The organism is Streptomyces sp. TLI_105, from assembly GCF_900105415.1.
Lineage (GTDB): Bacteria > Actinomycetota > Actinomycetes > Streptomycetales > Streptomycetaceae > Streptomyces.
The window spans coordinates 3,218,737-3,236,444 of record NZ_FNSM01000001.1 but is presented as its reverse complement, the minus strand read 5'-3'; the positions used below and the strand labels follow the sequence as shown (position 1 = coordinate 3,236,444).

Annotated in this window: 17 protein-coding genes and 1 riboswitch; of the genes, 12 read left to right on the top strand and 5 right to left on the bottom strand. The window is 72.8% G+C overall.

What is annotated here, in order from left to right; genetic code table 11:
- The first annotated feature begins 45 nt into the window (after positions 1-45).
- The 3 genes from purN to BLW86_RS14615 all read left to right on the top strand — a co-directional run bounded on the left by purN (position 46) and on the right by BLW86_RS14615 (position 3,829).
- Positions 46-675, top strand: a complete 630-nt coding sequence (gene purN / locus BLW86_RS14625; protein WP_093874468.1) for a phosphoribosylglycinamide formyltransferase — start codon at positions 46-48, stop codon at positions 673-675.
- Positions 650-2,239, top strand: a complete 1,590-nt coding sequence (gene purH, locus BLW86_RS14620) for a bifunctional phosphoribosylaminoimidazolecarboxamide formyltransferase/IMP cyclohydrolase (RefSeq protein WP_093874467.1) — start codon at positions 650-652, stop codon at positions 2,237-2,239. The genes purN and purH overlap by 26 nt, the downstream gene beginning before the upstream one ends.
- Before the next feature lie 156 nt (positions 2,240-2,395).
- Positions 2,396-3,829, top strand: coding sequence for a DUF2079 domain-containing protein (locus BLW86_RS14615; RefSeq protein WP_371129493.1), 1,434 nt, complete (start codon positions 2,396-2,398; stop codon positions 3,827-3,829).
- A 54-nt stretch (positions 3,830-3,883) separates the two neighbouring features.
- Here BLW86_RS14615 and BLW86_RS41990 read toward each other — a convergent pair whose 3' ends face one another.
- The gene (locus BLW86_RS41990; protein ID WP_177181654.1) at positions 3,884-4,462 is read right to left on the bottom strand and encodes a hypothetical protein; all 579 of its coding nucleotides are present in this window, start codon (positions 4,460-4,462) and stop codon (positions 3,884-3,886) included.
- Positions 4,463-4,712: 250 nt separating this feature from the next.
- Between BLW86_RS41990 and BLW86_RS14605 the strand changes: the two genes are divergently transcribed.
- The 6 genes from BLW86_RS14605 to BLW86_RS14580 all read left to right on the top strand — a co-directional run bounded on the left by BLW86_RS14605 (position 4,713) and on the right by BLW86_RS14580 (position 10,889).
- Positions 4,713-5,573, top strand: coding sequence for a bifunctional methylenetetrahydrofolate dehydrogenase/methenyltetrahydrofolate cyclohydrolase (locus tag BLW86_RS14605; protein ID WP_093874464.1), 861 nt, complete (start codon positions 4,713-4,715; stop codon positions 5,571-5,573).
- Between the two features lies 1 nt (position 5,574).
- Entirely contained in the window at positions 5,575-6,099 is a 525-nt protein-coding gene (locus BLW86_RS14600) for a DUF3017 domain-containing protein (RefSeq protein ID WP_093874463.1), read from the top strand.
- A gap of 339 nt (positions 6,100-6,438) precedes the next feature.
- Complete coding sequence (locus BLW86_RS14595) at positions 6,439-7,428, top strand: malate dehydrogenase (protein WP_093874462.1); 990 nt, start codon at positions 6,439-6,441, stop codon at positions 7,426-7,428.
- Positions 7,429-7,599: 171 nt separating this feature from the next.
- Positions 7,600-9,336 (top strand): hypothetical protein, encoded by a 1,737-nt coding sequence (locus BLW86_RS14590; protein ID WP_256341313.1) that lies wholly within the window; start codon positions 7,600-7,602, stop codon positions 9,334-9,336.
- Positions 9,329-9,709 carry a hypothetical protein gene (locus BLW86_RS14585; protein ID WP_093874460.1) on the top strand — a complete coding sequence of 127 codons (381 nt, stop codon included), beginning with the start codon at positions 9,329-9,331 and terminating at the stop codon, positions 9,707-9,709. Before BLW86_RS14590 ends, BLW86_RS14585 begins: the two co-directional genes overlap by 8 nt.
- Before the next feature lie 286 nt (positions 9,710-9,995).
- Complete coding sequence (locus tag BLW86_RS14580) at positions 9,996-10,889, top strand: hypothetical protein (protein ID WP_143060250.1); 894 nt, start codon at positions 9,996-9,998, stop codon at positions 10,887-10,889.
- Here the strand turns inward: BLW86_RS14580 and BLW86_RS14575 are convergent.
- A complete protein-coding gene (locus BLW86_RS14575) occupies positions 10,883-11,665 on the bottom strand; it encodes an isocitrate lyase/PEP mutase family protein (protein WP_093878668.1) in 783 nt (260 codons plus the stop codon). The genes BLW86_RS14580 and BLW86_RS14575 overlap by 7 nt on opposite strands.
- 8 nt (positions 11,666-11,673) lie before the next feature.
- Positions 11,674-12,180 (bottom strand): carboxymuconolactone decarboxylase family protein, encoded by a 507-nt coding sequence (locus BLW86_RS14570; protein WP_093878667.1) that lies wholly within the window; start codon positions 12,178-12,180, stop codon positions 11,674-11,676.
- 47 nt (positions 12,181-12,227) lie between these two features.
- Here BLW86_RS14570 and BLW86_RS14565 point away from each other — a divergent pair, with 47 nt between their 5' ends.
- The gene (locus BLW86_RS14565; protein ID WP_093874458.1) at positions 12,228-13,682 is read left to right on the top strand and encodes a MocR-like pyridoxine biosynthesis transcription factor PdxR; all 1,455 of its coding nucleotides are present in this window, start codon (positions 12,228-12,230) and stop codon (positions 13,680-13,682) included.
- A 6-nt stretch (positions 13,683-13,688) separates the two neighbouring features.
- Here the strand turns inward: BLW86_RS14565 and BLW86_RS14560 are convergent, their stop codons facing one another.
- A complete protein-coding gene (locus BLW86_RS14560; protein WP_093874457.1) occupies positions 13,689-14,525 on the bottom strand; it encodes a DMT family protein in 837 nt (278 codons plus the stop codon).
- 101 nt (positions 14,526-14,626) lie between these two features.
- On the opposite strand from BLW86_RS14560, the gene BLW86_RS14555 reads away from it, so the two are divergent.
- Together BLW86_RS14555 and BLW86_RS14550 are read left to right on the top strand one after the other, a co-directional pair.
- Complete coding sequence (locus BLW86_RS14555) at positions 14,627-14,923, top strand: hypothetical protein (protein WP_093874456.1); 297 nt, start codon at positions 14,627-14,629, stop codon at positions 14,921-14,923.
- A 15-nt stretch (positions 14,924-14,938) separates the two neighbouring features.
- Entirely contained in the window at positions 14,939-16,123 is a 1,185-nt protein-coding gene (locus BLW86_RS14550) for a glutathionylspermidine synthase family protein (protein ID WP_093874455.1), read from the top strand.
- Positions 16,124-16,283: 160 nt separating this feature from the next.
- Here BLW86_RS14550 and rocD read toward each other — a convergent pair whose 3' ends face one another.
- Positions 16,284-17,489, bottom strand: coding sequence for an ornithine--oxo-acid transaminase (rocD, locus tag BLW86_RS14545; RefSeq protein WP_093874454.1), 1,206 nt, complete (start codon positions 17,487-17,489; stop codon positions 16,284-16,286).
- 108 nt (positions 17,490-17,597) lie between these two features.
- A riboswitch (ZMP/ZTP riboswitch) is annotated at positions 17,598-17,688 on the top strand.
- The last annotated feature ends 20 nt before the right edge of the window (positions 17,689-17,708 follow it).

The window sequence follows — 17,708 nt, the reverse complement described above, 5'->3', positions numbered from 1 at the left end:
ATTCGTTCGTACGACCGCACAAACACCACGGAAAGAGTGACCCCTGTGGCTGCCGCCCGCCTCGTCGTCCTGGTCTCCGGGTCCGGTACCAATCTGCAGGCCCTCCTCGACGCCATCGCCGCCGACCCCGAGGGGTACGGCGCCGAGATCGTCGCCGTCGGCGCCGACCGCGACTCCATCGTCGGCCTGGAGCGCGCCGAGCGCGCCGGGCTGCCGACCTTCGTGTGCAGGGTGAAGGACCACGCGACCCGCCAGGAGTGGGACCGCGCGCTGACCGAGGCCACCGCCGCGTACGAGCCGGACCTCGTCGTCTCGGCCGGGTTCATGAAGATCGTCGGCAAGGAGTTCCTCGCCCGCTTCGGCGGCCGGGTCGTCAACACCCACCCGGCGCTCCTCCCCAGTTTTCCCGGTGCCCACGGGGTGCGTGACGCCCTCGCCTACGGCGCGAAGGTCACCGGATGCACCGTCCACTTCGTCGACGACGGTGTCGACACCGGCCCGATCATCGCCCAGGGCGTGGTCGAGGTGCGGGACGAGGACGATGAAGCCGCTCTGCACGAGCGCATCAAGGAAGTCGAGCGCTCGCTGCTCGTCGACGTCGTGGGGCGCCTCGCCCGGCACGGCTACCGCATTGAGGGACGAAAGGTTCATGTCGGTGAACACGGACACCGTTAAGCCCATCCGCCGCGCGCTGGTCAGCGTCTACGACAAGACGGGACTCGAAGAGCTGGCCCGCGGCCTCCACGAGGCCGGTGTCGAGCTCGTCTCCACCGGCTCCACCGCCGGGAAGATCGCCGCCGCCGGGGTCCCGGTCACCAAGGTCGAGGAGCTGACCGGCTTCCCCGAGTGCCTCGACGGGCGCGTCAAGACGCTGCACCCGCGCGTGCACGCCGGCATCCTCGCCGACCTGCGCCTGGAGTCGCACCGCGCGCAGCTCGCCGAGCTCGGCGTGGAGCCCTTCGACCTCGTCGTCGTGAACCTGTACCCGTTCCGCGAGACGGTCGCCTCCGGCGCCACCCCGGACGAGTGCGTGGAGCAGATCGACATCGGCGGCCCGTCGATGGTCCGCGCCGCGGCCAAGAACCACCCGTCGGTCGCGATCGTCACCAGCCCCGACCGGTACGCCGACGTGCTCGCCGCCGTCCAGGCCGGCGGCTTCGACCTGACCGCCCGCAAGCGGCTCGCCGCCGAGGCCTTCCAGCACACCGCCGCGTACGACGTGGCCGTGGCCTCCTGGTTCGCGGCGGACTACGCGGCAGCGGACGACAGCGGCTTCCCGGACTTCCTCGGGGCCGTGTACCGGCGCGAGAACGTCCTGCGGTACGGCGAGAACCCGCACCAGGGCGCCGCGCTCTACGTCGACACTGTGTCGATCAGCGGCTCCGCCGCGGGGGGCGGCCTCGCCGAGGCGGAGCAGCTGCACGGCAAGGAGATGTCGTACAACAACTTCACGGACACCGACGCCGCGCGCCGGGCCGCGTACGACCACGACGAGCCCTGTGTCGCGATCATCAAGCACGCCAACCCGTGCGGCATCGCGGTCGGCGCCGACGTCGCCGAGGCGCACCGCAAGGCGCACGCCTGCGACCCGCTGTCCGCGTTCGGCGGCGTCATCGCCGTCAACCGCCCGGTCTCCGTGGAGATGGCCGAGCAGGTCGCCGAGATCTTCACCGAGGTCATCGTGGCCCCCGGCTACGAGGACGGCGCGGTCGAGATCCTCGCCAAGAAGAAGAACATCCGCGTCCTGAAGGCCGAGGGCGCCCCGGCCAACCCGGTCGAGGTCAAGCCGATCGACGGCGGTGCCCTCCTGCAGGTCACCGACCGCCTCCAGGCCGAGGGCGACGACCCGGCGAACTGGACCCTGGCGACGGGCGGGGCCCTGTCCGCCGAGGAGCTCGCCGAGCTGGCCTTCGCCTGGAAGGCGTGCCGCGCGGTCAAGTCCAACGCGATCCTGCTCGCCAAGGACGGCGCCTCGGTCGGCGTCGGCATGGGCCAGGTCAACCGCGTCGACTCCGCGAAGCTGGCCGTCGAGCGGGCGGGCGAGGAGCGGGCGCGCGGCTCGTACGCCGCCTCCGACGCCTTCTTCCCCTTCCCCGACGGTCTGGAGATCCTCACCGCGGCCGGCGTGAAGGCGGTCGTGCAGCCGGGCGGTTCGGTGCGCGACGAGCTCGTCGTCGAGGCGGCGAAGAAGGCGGGCGTGACGATGTACTTCACGGGCACGCGCCACTTCTTCCACTGAGCCCCACCAACCCGAGGCCGGTGACGGACGGCCCGCCCGTACCCAGGGGTACGGGCGGGCCGCTCCCGTTCCCGGGCCCGGCGGCAGATCCGCCGAACGGGTGGACTCTGGTCTAATGGGTTGCTCTTTTGTCGGCCGCCGTTAGTGGGGGACGTGGTGTTGGACGTACTGAACAGGCCCCCGGCGGACACCGCCGACACGGACCCGTCCGACGGCCTCGCCCCGGCCCCGCTCCGCCCGTACCTGATCCTCGCGGGCGTCCTCTGCGGCCTGTACTTCCTGTACTCCTGGGTGCAGTACGCGCACTTCCGCACGCCCTCCTGGGACCTCGGGATCTTCGGGCAGTCCGTCCGGGCGTACGCCGAGTTCCGCGCCCCCGTCGTCGACATCAAGGGCCCCGGCTTCCAGATACTCGGCGACCACTTCAGCCCCGTCACCGCCCTCCTCGCGCCGCTCTACTGGATCTGGTCCTCGCCCGCCGCACTGCTCCTCGGGCAGGCCGCGCTCTTCGCCGCCTCCGCCGTCGTCGTGGGCCGCACCACGCAGCAGATCCTCGGCAGCCGGGCCGCAGGCATCGGCCTGACCGTCGCCTACGGCCTCTCCTGGGGGCTCCAGGAGGCCGTCAAGTCCGACTTCCACGAGATCGCCTTCGCCGTCCCGCTGCTCGCCCTGGCCTGCCGGGCCCTGCTCCTCGGGCGCTGGACCGCGGCCGCCGCCTGGTCCGTTCCGCTCGTCCTCGTCAAGGAGGACATGGGCCTCACCGTCGCCATGGTCGGCGCGGTCCTCTTCCTGAAGGGACAGCGGCGCCTCGGCGCCGCCCTGGCCGGCTTCGGCGTGGCGGCCTTCGCGCTGACGGTCCTCGTCCTGATCCCGGCGGCGAGCCGGCTCGGCCAGTACGACTACTGGGCCAAGATCGAGAAGACCGGCCAGGGCGCCGACACCTCCTTCGGGCAGGTCATCGGTGACGCCCTCGCCTCGGGCGAGCGGTGGGAGATGGTCTTCTACCTGCTCGCGATCACCGGCTTCCTCGCCCTGCGCTCCCCGCTGGTCCTGCTCGTCCTGCCGACCCTGGGCTGGCGCTTCCTCTCCCAGGACGCCAACCACTGGGGCATGCACTGGCACTACAGCGCGATCCTGATGCCGGTCGTCTTCCTGGCCCTCGTGGACGGCGTCCGCTCGGTCCGCACCTCGCCGCGCGCCTGGCTCGTCTCGTACGGCAAGGTCGTGATCCCGGTCGCGACGGCGGTCGCGCTCGTCCTCGCCGCGAACCTGCCGCTGCGGGAGCTGATGAAGTCGGAGACGTACCGGACGGACACCCGGACCCTGGAGGCGCGGGCGGCGGTCGACGCCGTGCCGGAGGGGGCGAGCGTCGAGGCGGACGTCTCGCTCCTCGCGCACCTCACGGCGGACCACCGGGTCTACTGGGTGGGCACGTCGAAGGGCGCCACCCCGGACTATCTCGCCTTCGACCTGCGGGGCTGGGGGCAACAGGTGTCGGATCCGGCGCAGCTGGCTTCGCAGCTGCATCCGGAGGCGCGGTACGAGATCACCCACCGCTCGGACGGCTTCGCGGTCCTGAAGCGGCGGTGACGCGCGTGAGGGGCGGGATCCGTACGGATCCCGCCCCTCAGGCGTGCGTCAGGCTCAGTACTGCTGCCTGTTCCGGTTGAACCAGGCCGAGCCGTCCGACTTCGCCACGAAGACGATGACGAGGACGCCGAGCGCGAGGCTGACGATGCCGAGCGGCAGCGAGAACAGGCTGAACAGCACCGCGAAGGAGGCCCAGACGATCGCGCCGATCCGGACGCCGTTGCCACCGGAGTTGAACTTGGCGGCGAGCACCATGCCGAGGATCGCGAAGATCAGCGAGACGATGCCGGCGCCGATCATGATGCCCTGGCCCAGGTTCGCGAAGGTCTCCTCGTCGCCGGACAGGGAGCCCGACTTCTCCAGCTCGCTGGAGAAGGTGAAGGAGAGGGCGATCGCGCCGAAGCCGCCCAGCAGGTTGAGGGCGCTCATGATCCACAGGATCACGCGCGCGCTCTTGACGCTGCCCGGCATCTCCATGGCCGCGCCCGGGTAGCCGCCGTACGCCGGGGCCGCCGGGTAGCCGTAGCCCTGCTGCGGCACGCCCTGCGGGGCCTGCTGCGGGTAGCCGTAGCCCGGCTGCTGTCCCTGTCCCTGCGGCTGGCCGTAGGGGTTGTTCGGATCGCCGAAGCTCATCGCGGGATTCCTCCGTGAATTTCTCTGTGCGGGGACGACGCGGCCCGCGCGGAGGACTTTCACGGCATTTGAGCGGATTTCCCCCCGGCACTTTCCGCGCTACTACGCCGGTCATCGTCGTCGCAATGGCGAGATTTTGTCCAGTCGATACGCAGCGGAGTTGTGCAAGTGCAACTTCTCGCTCCGCATCGCCCGCCGCTCCTCGTGAGCGAATTGGAACAAGGCGGGGGTCATCCGGGAGGATGTCTCCATGAGCGCCCAGATTCTCGATGGCAAGGCCACCGCAGCCTCGATCAAGTCCGATCTGACCGTCCGTGTGGCGGCCCTCAAGGAGAAGGGCATCACGCCCGGCCTCGGCACGGTCCTGGTCGGCGACGACCCGGCCAGCCAGAAGTACGTCGCCGGAAAGCACCGCGACTGCGCGGAGGTCGGTCTCGCCTCCATCCAGCGCACCCTGCCGGGCACCGCCACCCAGGAGGAGATCGAGGCGGTCGTACGGGAGCTCAACGAGGACCCGGCCTGCACCGGCTACATCGTCCAACTGCCGCTGCCCAAGGGCATCGACGAGAACCGCATCCTGGAGCTGATGGACCCGGCCAAGGACGCGGACGGCCTGCACCCGACCAACCTCGGCCGGCTCGTCCTCAACGAGCCCGCGCCGCTGCCCTGCACGCCGAACGGCATCGTCACCCTGCTCCGCGCCCACGGCGTGGAGATCAACGGCGCCGAGGTCGTGGTCGTCGGCCGCGGTGTCACCATCGGGCGCCCGATGCCGCTCATCCTGACCCGTCGCTCCGAGAACGCGACCGTGACCCAGTGCCACACCGGCACCCGGGACCTCTCGGCGCACCTGCGCAACGCCGACATCATCGTCGCGGCGGCCGGCGTGCCGCACCTGATCAAGCCGGAGGACGTGAAGCCGGGCGCGGCCGTCCTCGACGTCGGCGTCTCCCGCAACGGCGAGGGCAAGATCGTCGGCGACGTGGACCCGGGCGTCGCCGAGGTGGCCGCCTGGATCTCCCCGAACCCCGGCGGCGTGGGCCCGATGACCCGTGCGCAGCTCCTCGTCAACGTCGTCGAGGCCGCCGAGCGCGCGGCCGCGGCGCTCTGAGGTGACCTCCGGGACCCCGGGGACGCCCGGCAACCCGGACGGCGCGGACGTCGTGGAGAGCGCGGACACCGCGGGCGGTACGGAAACCGTCGACGGTACGGACGCGGGCGGCGCGGCGGAGGGCGGGGCGAAGCGCGGTCCGCGGCAGCGGCTCACCACCGACACCGCGCGCCCCGAGGGCGGCGGCCGGGCGGCCCCCGGCGACGCGCCGGCGCCCGCGCGCCAGTGGCCGCTGCTCACCGTCCTCGTGCTCGCGGGGCTCGGCCTGCTCGTGGTGGGGACGGATCCGTTCCCGCAGGCCTTCCGGGTCGGGGCGATCCTGGTCGGCGCGGCGCTCCTCACGGGCGCGGCCTTGCGGCGGGCGCTGCCGTCCGTCGGCATGCTGGCCGTCCGCTCCCGCTTCACGGACATGATCACGTACGGGGTGATGGGCGGCCTGATCGTGCTGCTCGCGCTCATGGTGCAGCCGGAGCCGTGGCTGCGGATCCCGTTCCTGGAGGACGTGCTCCACCTGACGGTGACGTAGCCGCCCCCCATGTGAAGCACGGCGCCCGCCCTCTCCCCCGTGGGAGGGCGGGCGCCGTCACGATCAAGGGTCATGTACGGACCAAGCCGGTTCAAGCTCCGTCGGGGCGCTGTGGCACGGAAGTGACCATTCCGCCACCTCGGCCCGGCGTCGGGGCGGATGACGGTCCCCGGACGGGTGGCAGTGAGCCGGACCACAAGGGGTTGGGGATTCGCGGGGGTCCGGGTCGGATAGCCTGACCGCTGGATATCTCTTCATGTCGAGACACCGATCGATCAAGAGAGCTATCCCGCACCAGGGGCAGGGACCCCCACCGCCAGCTGTCTTACGGAGATCGCCATGACCCGCACTCCCGTGAATGTCACCGTGACCGGCGCGGCCGGCCAGATCGGCTACGCGCTGCTCTTCCGCATCGCCTCCGGCCACCTGCTCGGCGCGGACGTGCCGGTCAAGCTGCGCCTCCTCGAGATCCCCCAGGGCGTGAAGGCCGCCGAGGGCACCGCCATGGAGCTCGATGACTGCGCCTTCCCGCTGCTCAAGGGCATCGACATCTTCGACGACCCGAACAAGGGCTTCGAGGGCGCCAACATCGGTCTGCTCGTCGGCGCCCGCCCGCGCGGCCCGGGCATGGAGCGCGGCGACCTGCTCGCCGCCAACGGCGGCATCTTCAAGCCGCAGGGCGAGGCCATCGCCGCCCACGCCGCGGACGACATCAAGGTCCTCGTCGTCGGCAACCCGGCCAACACCAACGCCCTGATCGCCCAGTCCGCCGCCAAGGGCGTCCCGGCCGAGCGCTTCACCGCGATGACCCGCCTGGACCACAACCGCGCGCTGACGCAGCTGGCCAAGAAGACGGGTTCCTCGGTCACGGACATCAAGCGCCTCACCATCTGGGGCAACCACTCCGCGACCCAGTACCCGGACATCTTCCACGCGCAGGTCGCCGGCAAGAACGCCGCCGAGATCGTGAACGACGAGGCCTGGCTGGCCGAGGACTTCATCCCGACCGTCGCCAAGCGCGGCGCCGCGATCATCGACGCCCGTGGCGCGTCCTCCGCGGCCTCCGCCGCCAACGCCGCCATCGACCACGTCCACACCTGGGTCAACGGCACCGCCGAGGGCGACTGGACCTCCATGGGCGTCCCGTCCGACGGCTCCTACGGCGTGCCCGAGGGCCTCATCTCCTCCTTCCCCGTCACCTGCAAGGACGGCAAGTACGAGATCGTCCAGGGCCTGGAGATCAACGACTTCTCCCGCGCCCGCATCGACGCCTCCGTGAAGGAGCTCTCCGAGGAGCGCGACGCCGTTCGCGAGCTCGGCCTGATCTGAAGCTGACCGCAGCTTCACACTCCCGGCGCCCCCGGACCGTACGACCGACCGTACGGCCCGGGGGCGTCGTTTTCCGGGCCGACACGGAACTCCCGCCTCCCCTATGCTGTCCCCTCGGTTCCCGGCCAACTGGGCCGGAAACATGGACGGTTCCACACCATCGGGGGAGTTTTGCCGCAGTCGTTCGTACCCCACCAGTCCGGCGGACCGTCGTCCGCCGTCGACCCGCGCCGCTTACCGGCCGCCAGCGAGGCGACCCGCATGCTCTGCGCCGGTACGTACCTCGACGACGGATTCCGTGACGCGGTCATCGATCAGCTGTACGTCCACGAGGAGCGCTTCGCCGCCCCCTCCCTCGGCTACGACGCGAGCCGCGTCCTCGCCCACGCGCTGCGCGCCCGCCGCGTCGAACTCGGCTGGGCCGCCGGCGTCCTCGCCCTCTGGATCGTCGCGATCCCCCTCACCAAGGGCCTGATCGCGCTCCTCCTCACACCCTTCCTGGTGCTCGGCATCGCCCGCTGGGTGCGCGGCCGGTCCGCCACCGCCCCCGTCTACCGGATCGTCTCCGCGTTCCTGCTGCGCTGGTACGGGCGGCTGATGTTCGTCCAGTCCGCGCTGCTGCTCTTCTTCCTGGCGTTCGGCGACGACGGGTCCGGCTGGGAGTTCCTCGGCGAAACCGGCGAGGCCGGAGAGTTCGTCGGCCTCGCGGTCGAACTCGCCGCCCAGGAGATGTGGGGCATCGGTCCGCTGGAGGTGTGGATCACCATCGCCGTGCCGCTCCTCGTGGCCTGGGCGGTGGCCGCCCAGCGCGGCCAGTTCGCCCGCGCGCTCACCCAGGAGCTGTCCCGCGAGCGCTTCGCCGACCAGCGCTCCGACCCGGCCGAGCAGACCGAGAGCGCCCGCTTCCGCCGGCTGCGCGACCGGATCCGGGTCGAACAGCACGCCCGGCTGATCATGTACGACGCCGACGTCCCCTTCTGCGGCGCCGGCTCCCCGTACGAGCCCTGGTCGCTCTCCGTCGAGCTGCGCCCCCGCAAGAACCTCGACGGCAAGGCGCCCGAACCGCTCGACAACAGCGCCGTCCTGCGGCACGTCGTCCCCCTCCTGGAGGCGCTCCGCGTGCCCTCCCTCCACGGCTCGCCGCAGCTCCAGGCGGCCGTACGGGACCGGCTGCGCGAGCTGGAGATCGACGAGGTCGTCTTCCTGCCCGTCGACGGACTGCCGGCCCGCACGGCCGCCCCGTACACCCCCGAGGACTTCGAGGCGCACCGCTCGCGCGCCATCGAGGAGGGCGGCGAGACCCGCCGTCACTTCCTCCGCATCCGGGTCGGCGGCTGGGGCGAGGAGATCGTCACCACGGTCTTCGTCCGCGTCCACACCCAGGGCGGCATGCTGATGCTGGAGGTCGCCCCGCACGTCCTGCGGCCGGTGAAGCGGCTCTACCGGTACGCCGACCGGATCGCCCACCGCTACCGGCACAACCACCACTTCGGCAAGGCCGTCTGGGCGCTCGGGCAGACCCCGCGCTCGGCCGGGCAGGCCGTGGTCACGCTCTGGCGCGCGCTCGCCCAGCTGTGGCGGGTGCTCACCGCCGGTCACGCGGGCGCGCTGCCCGAGGGGCCGTGGATCTCGATCCGCGAGCTCGGCTCCGACGACGAGGCCTCCCTCTTCCAGGAGATGGACGTCAGCCGCTACCTGAAGAGCGTGCAGGACCGTGTCGCGAACGGCGTGACGCTCGCGCTCCGCGAAGCCGGTTACGAGACCGCCGAGTTCGAGCAGAAGATCGTCCACGTGGCCGAGGGCGGCACGTTCATCGAGAACACCAAGGGGAACGTCACCGTCGGGCACCACAACACCGTCACCAGCAAGACCTTCACCACTTCCACGACCGGAGGCGACCGTGGCTGAGACAGGGAACTCCCGCGACCGTGGCGGCATTCACGTCACCAACACCAGCGGGAACGTCACCATCGGCGACCACAACACCGTCACCAGCACGGTGAACGGCACGCAGCCCGCCCGTGACGCCCGGCAGGAGGAGCTCCTCCGGGCCATCCGCCGGCTCCGCGCCGACCTGGAGGGCGTCGTCCCCTCCGAGCAGACGACCGCGCTCGACGCCGAACTCTCCGACGCCGAGGACGAGATCGAGGGCACCGGACGCGCGGGCACCGGACGGCTCGCCGCCCTGCGCCGCGCCCTCACGGACGCGGGCGCGGTGACCGGGATCCTCGCCTCGGGCGTGGCCGTGGGGCAGGCCGTCGGCGCCCTGCTCGGAGGGTGAGATGAGCGGTCACGGGGGCGTTCCGGCGGGCGGGGCCCGCTGGAACGACGAGACGCAGAGCTGGGAGAGCGGGACGACGGAGAGCACACCCGCCCCCACGTGGGAGGGAGGCCCGACCGGTCCGGTGGTCCCGGAGGGAGGCCCGACCGGTCCTGTGGTCCCGGAGGGGGCTGGGGCCGGTGGACCTGTGGTCTCGGAGGGGGCTGGGGCCGGTGGGCCCGTGGTTCCGGGGGGTGTGGGGTCCGCCGGGCCCGTGGCCCCGGGGGGCGCTGGGGCAGCCGGGCCCGTGGTCCCCGTCGGGCCTCCGGCTCCGCAGGCCGCCGGGGTCGCCGGTGGCGCCGGGGTCGCTGGGACCACCGGGGCCGCCGGGCCCGTCGCTCCGCCGCCTCCTCCTCCGGAGTACGCGCCGGACCACGGCCCGGGTCACCTGCCGGGGCCCCCGGGATACGCCCCCGACGCCGGTGGTTGGCAGTACCCCGCGCCGCCCGTCCCGGCGCCCCGGGCCCGTTCGCGGGTCGTCCTGGCGGCCGGGGTGGCGGTGGCCGTCCTCGCGGCGGGTTCCGTGGGCGCCTGGCTGGTCTGGGGCCGCAGCGAGAACGGGACGGGCCCGGCGGCGGGCCCCCCGGCCTCCGTCTCGGCCACGGCGGAGACGGGCCGGCCGACCTCCGAGGCCCCGTCGGAGACCCCCTCGGAGTCCCCGTCCGGCACGTCCACGCCCCTGGACGACGTGCCCCCGCCCGGTTACCGCGCCCAGGAGGACCTCAAGGGCTTCACGATCGCCGTCCCCGAGGGCTGGAACCGCACCGAGTCCGAGCAGGGCGTGTTCTACAACGCGCCGGACGGGCGGAGCCTGATCCAGGTCTTCGTCATCCAGGAGGCGGGCATGACGCCGTACGAGGCGCTGCGCGGCGCCTCCGAGGACGGCCGGACCAACAAGCCCGGCTACACCGAGGTCAGCCTCGGACGGGTCACGGGCGAGCCCGACGCGCCCGCCGACTCCGCCGAGCTCGTGTACGCGTACGACCGTGAGGGCGGCCGCCGCAAGGTCGTCGACCGCGCCTTCACCGCCCAGGACGGCAACCAGTACGCGATCCTGGCCGCCGGTCCGGACGCCGACTGGCCGAAGCAGCGCGAACGGCTCCGCGTGGCCCTGGAGTTCTTCCGGCCCGGTGCCTACTGAGCCTGGGCCCGCACCTCGGCCGCCAGGTCCGCGAGCGCGTGCAGGGACCGGAAGAGCAGGCCGGGCCCGAAGGTGACGCGGGTCGCGCCCAGGCGGCCGAGTTCGGCGAAGGACGGGCCGTCCGGGAGGGACAGGGCGTTGACCGGCAGGTCGCCGAGGGCCGCCCGCAGGCCCGGCAGGTCGGCGGTCGGGGCCTTGATCGGGTACACGCAGTCCGCGCCCGCCGCCGCGTAGAGGCGGGCGCGGACGAGCGCCTCCCCGGCGGGGTCGACGACGTCCTCGCGGAGGTACGTGTCGATGCGCGCGTTCACGAAGAGCCCGGGTCCGGCCGCCGCCCGTACCTCCGCCAGCCACTCCGCGTGTGCCTCGGGGTCCTTGAGACCGCCCGTGGCGTCGCTGTCCTCCAGGTTCACGCCGACCGCGCCGGTCTCCCGTACCCGCTCGACGAGTTCGGCGGCGGACAGTCCGTAGCCGCCCTCCAGGTCCGCCGTGACGGGGACGGACACGGCCCGGACGATGCGCGCCACGGCGGCGAACATCTCGTCGGCGGGCGTCGCCCCGTCCTCGTGGCCGAGGGACGCGGCGATGGCGGCGCTCGGGGTGGCGAGGGCGGGGAAGCCGGCGGCCTCGAAGGCGCGGGCGCTCGCCGCGTCCCACGGGCCGGGCAGCACGAGCGGGACGCCGGCCGCGCGGTCGTGGTGCAGGGCGCGGAGGACCTCGGCGCTCTTCGAAGCGGCCTCCGAAGCGGCCTCCGAAGCGGCCTCCGAGGCGTTCACCGGGGTGCTCACGACGCGGACTTCGGGGTGTAGTGGCCCGGCGTCATGCGCGTCGTGACGCCGATCCGGTTCCAGGCGTTGATCGTGACGATCGCGGCGATGACCCGGGCGAGTTCGGTCTCGTCGAAGTGCGCGGCGGCCCGTGCGTACACCTCGTCGGGCACGAAGCCGTCGGTGAGGACGGTGACGGCCTCGGTCAGGGCGAACGCGGCGAGTTCGCGCTCGGTGTAGAAGTGCCGGGACTCCTCCCAGGCGGAGAGCTGAACGATCCGCTCGATGCTCTCGCCCTCGGCCAGCGCGTCCTTGCTGTGCATGTCGATGCAGAACGCGCAGCGGTTGACCTGCGAGGCGCGGAGCTTGATCAGGTGGTACAGGGTCGGGTCGATGTCCTTCGCGGCCGCCGTCTCCAGCCGGATCATCGCCCGGTAGAACTCGGGGAGGTGCTCGGCGAGGGGGAGGCGGGGCGCGTGCTCGTGGGCGTACGCGGTCTGCTCGGTCGATTCCGTCGTCGTCATGCCGACCACCGTACGAAGCCGTTGGCTCAGCTGTATGGTCCATTTCCATGGCGAACGACTGGGCCACTTTCGGCTCCGACCTCCACCTGGAACTCCGTGGCACCCGGCTCCGCGCGGGCCTGATGGACGCCCTGCGGGAGGCGGTCCGCAGCGGTCGCCTGGAGGCCGGCACCCGGCTGCCGTCCTCCCGCTCGCTCGCCGCCGACCTCGGCATGGCCCGCAACACCGTCGCCGACGCCTACGCCGAACTCGTCGCCGAGGGCTGGCTCACCGCCCGGCAGGGCTCCGGGACCCGCGTCGCCCGCCGCGCCGCGCCCCGCCCCCCGGCGCCGTCCCTCCCCAAGCTCTCGGCTTCGCCGGAGCAGGGGAGACCCCCTTCGCCACCGTCGTCCGGCACCGGTCGCGGCCGGACCGCCGCACTCGTGCACAACCTCCAGTCCGGCACCCCCGATCTCGCCTCCTTCCCGCGCGCCGAATGGCTCAAGGCGTACCGCCGGGCCCTCATCGACGCCCCCAACGAGGCCTTCGGGTACGGCGATCCGCGCGGCCGGCCCGAACTGCGCACCGCGCTCGCCGAGTACCTCGCCCGCGCCCGGGGCGTGCACGCCCGACCCGAGCGGATCGTGATCTGCTCCGGCTTCGTGCACGGCCTGACGCTGATCGGCGAGGTGCTGCGGGCCCGGGGCGTACGGGACGTGGCCGTCGAGTCGTACGGCCTCTGGCTCCACGACGACCTCCTGCGCCGGGCCGGACTCGGCACCCCCGCACTGGGCTTCGACGAGCGCGGCACGAGGACCGAGGAGCTGGCCGGGCTCGACGGCTGCGGGGCCGTCCTCATGACGGCCGCCCACCAGTACCCGCTGGGCGGCGCCCTGCCCCCCGACCGGCGGGCGGCCGCTGTCGACTGGGCGCGCGCCTCCGGCGGCTTCGTCCTGGAGGACGACTACGACGGGGAGTTCCGCTACGACCGGCAGCCGGTCGGCGCCCTCCAGGGCCTCGACCCCGACCGCGTCGTCTACTTCGGCACCGCCAGCAAGTCCCTGGCGCCCGGCCTCCGCCTCGCCTGGATGGTCCTGCCGCAGGAGCTGGCGCAGGAGGTGGCGGCGGCGAAGGGAGCCGTGGACTGGACGTCGAGCGCGCCGGACCAGCTGGCCTTCGCCGAGTTCCTGCGCTCGGGGGCGTACGACCGGCACGTACGGGCGATGCGGCTGCGCTACCGGCGCCGCCGCGACCAGCTGGTGGCGGCCGTCGCGACCCACTCACCGGAGACCCGGGTCAGCGGGATCGCGGCCGGCCTCCACGCCGTCCTGGCCCTCCCGGCCGGCACCGAGCAGGCGACCCTGCGGGCCGCCGCCTGGCGCGGCCTCGCCGTCCAGGGCGTCAACCGGTTCCGCCGCCCCACGGTGCCGCCCACCCTCGACGGCCTCGTCGTCGGCTACGCCACACCCCCCGACAGCGGCTGGCAGGGCGCACTCCGGGCCCTGTGCGGGGTGCTGCCGTAAGGGTCGCTACAGCGTGGCGGACTCCGGGGCCGAGGCCGGGGCCGGGGCCTCGCCGAAGCGGGCCAGCGTCAGGGAGCCCGCCACCGCCACGGCGAAACCGACGATCGCCAGCCAGCCGAGCCCCTCCCGGGTGCGGTCCCCGAGCCAGGCCACCCCGACGATCGCGGGCCCGATCGTCTCGCCGAGCACCGCGCCCGCCGTCGCCGTGGTCACCGAGCCGCGCTGGAGCGCCGAGGTCAGCAGGACGAACGCGGCCCCGCCGCCGACGAGGAGCGCGTACCAGACGGGATCGGCGAAGTCGATGCCGTCGATCAGCCGGACCGCCACCTCCACCACCCCGAAGCCGAACCCGGCCCCGAGGCCGAGGACCAGCGCCCGGGGCCGCTCCGGCAGCCGGCCCGCCCCGACGCCCAGCAGCAGGACGCCGAAGGAGATCCCGAGCAGCGCCCAGCGCAGCGCCTCCGAGCCGTCCCGGTGGCCCTCCTTGCCGGAGGCCAGCGCCAGCATCGCGAGCCCCGCGCAGACCACGGCCACGGCCGCCCACTCCACCCGGCTCAGCCGCACCTTCAGCACCCGGGAGGCGATGACCGCCGTGACCGCCAGACTGGCGGCGAGGGCCGCGCCCACCACGTAGATGGGCAGCGTCCGCAGGGCCACGATCTGCAGGACGAAGCCCAGACCGTCCATCCCGAGACCGGCGAGATAGCGCCACTGCCGCAGGGCCCGCCACATCAGCGCGACATCGACGCCGCCGCCCGTCCCGGGCTCGGCGGCGCGGGCCCCCATCGCCTGGAGGACCGATGCCGCGCCGAAGCAGACGGACGAGGCCAGTGCGCAAATCATCCCGAGTAGCACGAAACGACTCTAGGGGGTGAGGCCGGAAATCACCGGCCTACACTGTGCGGTCGCGGCGGACGTGACGCGGTGAAGGGGAGGCGACGGACATGCGCAGGCTGAGGTCCAGCACGGTGGTGCTCGGCGGGATGGGTGTGCTCGCGGCGACGATCACCGCGTGCGGTTCGGAGCCGGACCGGCGGTGCGTGGACCCGCTGACCCGGGAGGAACTGCCCAGCTACCGCTGCGAGAGCGGCGGCGGAAGCGACGACGACAACGACAGCACCACCCGGGGCGCGTACTACTACGGCGGATCCGTCCGCGACCAGCGCGTCAGCGGCGGCAGCTTCGACAAGACCGCCGTCGACAGCGGCGGCTTCGGCTGCTCCGGCACCGGCGGCGGCTGAGACGGGCACGACACCATGGAACGCCACACCACCGAGCCCCGGCCCGACTGGCAGCGGACGGTCGAGGAGCAGGGGCTCGTCTACCCCCTGACCCGCTACCCGGACGGCTCGCTGCGCCCGTACTGGGACGAGAGCGCGTACTACTCCTTCTCGCTGCCCGAGGTCGAGGCCCTGGAAGAGGTCGTCGAGGAACTGCACGCGCTGTGCCTGACGGCGGCCGCGCACATCGTCGAACACGACCGCTTCGCCGAACTCGGGATCACCGACCCCAAGCTGGCCGGCCTGGTAGCCGAGTCCTGGCGGCGGCGGGCCGAACTCCCCTCCCTGTACGGCCGCTTCGACCTCCGCTACGACGGCACGGGCCCGGCCAAGATGCTGGAGTACAACGCCGACACCCCCACCTCCCTGGTGGAGGCGGCGAGCCCCCAGTGGTTCTGGATGGAGGAACGATTCCCCGGCGCCGACCAGTGGAACTCCCTCCACGAGCGGCTCGTCGACGCCTGGAAGCGCCAGGCCCACCTCCTCCCGCCCGGTCCCGTCCACTTCGCCCACTCGGACGGCGACGAACTCGGCGAGGACCTGATGACGGTCGCGTACCTGCGCGAGACCGCCCAGCAGGCCGGACTCGACACCGAGGCGCTCTCCGTCGAACGGATCGGCTGGGACCGGCTCTCGCGCCGCTTCGTGGACGACCGGCTCCGCTTCATCCGCAGCTGCTTCAAGCTCTACCCGTGGGAATGGCTGACCACCGACCGCTTCGGCCCGCACGTCCTCGACACCCTCGACAACGGCGGCGGCACCGGCACGACCTGCTGGATCGAACCCGCCTGGAAGATGCTGCTCTCCAACAAGGCGCTCCTCGCGATCCTGTGGGAGCTGAACCCCGGCCACCCCAACCTGCTGCCCGCCTACCTCGACGGGCCGCGCGAACTCGCCTCCACCACCGGCTGGGTCGCCAAGCCGCTGCTCGGCCGCGAGGGCGCGGGCGTCACCCTGCACCAGGCCGGCACGGAACCCTTCGTACGGGACGGGGAGGCCTGCTGCTACCAGGAACTGGCCCCCCTGCCCGACTTCGACGGCAACCGGGTGGTGCTGGGGGCGTGGGTGGTGGAGGACGAGGCGGCGGGGCTGGGGATCCGGGAGTCGACGGGCCTCATCACCGACGAATACGCCCGCTTCCTCCCGCACGTGATCCTGTAACCCGCCGCGCCTCGCTGCGGACCGCCGCCCGCGTTGTGAGCACGCGCCCGCCGGGGCGGCGCCCCCCCGTTGTGGGCGCGCCGGCCAGGGCGGCGCCCGCCCCCTCGCCCCAGCGGGACGATTGCCCACACGGGAGGCGGGAGGGGCACCGCCCCGGCCGTCAGGCCGAGAGGACCCCCCTCAGCTGCTCAAGACCCCAGTCCAGGTCCTCCTTGGAGATCACCAGCGGCGGCGCGAGCCGGATCGTCGACCCGTGCGTGTCCTTCACCAGAACCCCCCGTTCCATCAGCTTCTCCGAGATCTCCCGCCCCGTGCCCCTGGACGGCACGATGTCCACCCCGGCCCACAGCCCGCGCCCGCGCACCGTCTCCACCGCGCCGCCGCCCACGAGCAGCCCCAGTTCCGCGTGGAGGTGCTCGCCCAGCTCCGCCGCCCGCTCCTGGAACTCGCCCGTCCGCAGCATCGCGATGACCTCCAGGGCCACCGCGCACGCCAGCGGGTTCCCGCCGAACGTCGACCCGTGCTCGCCCGGCCGGAACACCCCGAGCACGTCACGGTCGGCCACCACCGCCGACACCGGCACCACGCCGCCGCCCAGCGCCTTCCCCAGGATGTACACGTCCGGCACCACGCCCTCGTGCTCGCACGCGAACGTCCGCCCCGTCCGGCCCAGGCCCGACTGGATCTCGTCCGCCATGAACAGCACGTTCCGCCGGCGCGTCAGCTCCCGCACCCCCGCCAGGTAACCGGCCGGCGGGACCAGGACCCCCGCCTCGCCCTGGATCGGTTCGAGCAGCACGGCCACCGTGTTCTCGGTGACCGCCGCCTCCATCGCCGTCAGGTCCCCGTACGGCACGATCTCGAACCCCGGCGTGTACGGCCCGTAGTGGTCCCGCGCCTCGTGGTCCGTCGAGAAGCTCACGATCGTCGTCGTCCGGCCGTGGAAGTTGTTCGCCGCGACCACGATCTTCGCGTGCCCGTCCGGCACGCCCTTCACCTCGTACCCCCACTTCCGGGCGGTCTTCACGGCCGTCTCGACCGCCTCCGCCCCCGTGTTCATCGGCAGCACCGCCTCCTTGCCGCACAGCTCCGCGAGCCGCGCGCAGAACTCGGCGAACCGGTCGTGGTGGAAGGCGCGCGAGGTCAGCGTCACCCGCTCCAGCTGCGCCTTCGCCGCGTCGATCAGACGGCGGTTGCCGTGCCCGAAGTTGAGCGCCGAGTACCCGGCGAGCATGTCGAGGTAGCGACGGCCCTCGACGTCGGTCATCCAGGCGCCGTCCGCCGAGGCGACGACGACCGGAAGGGGGTGGTAGTTGTGCGCGCTGTGCGCGTCCGCGGAAGCGATCGCCTCTTCTGTCCTCGACACGGGATCTCCGTTCGTCCTGCGGCTCGGGGGGTACGTGTGGCCCCCTTCTTATCGTCGCTCGGATGCCGGACAGGGAAACCTCGACGGCGGCACGCCAGCTACTGTGGAAACACGCACGGCGACTGGCGTACGGGGAAGCGACCCCGGGGGAGCCGCGCGCGCTCCACCACACGAGGTGCCGCCCGCCTGGGCATCACGGGATCCCGGTCCCGTGCGCAC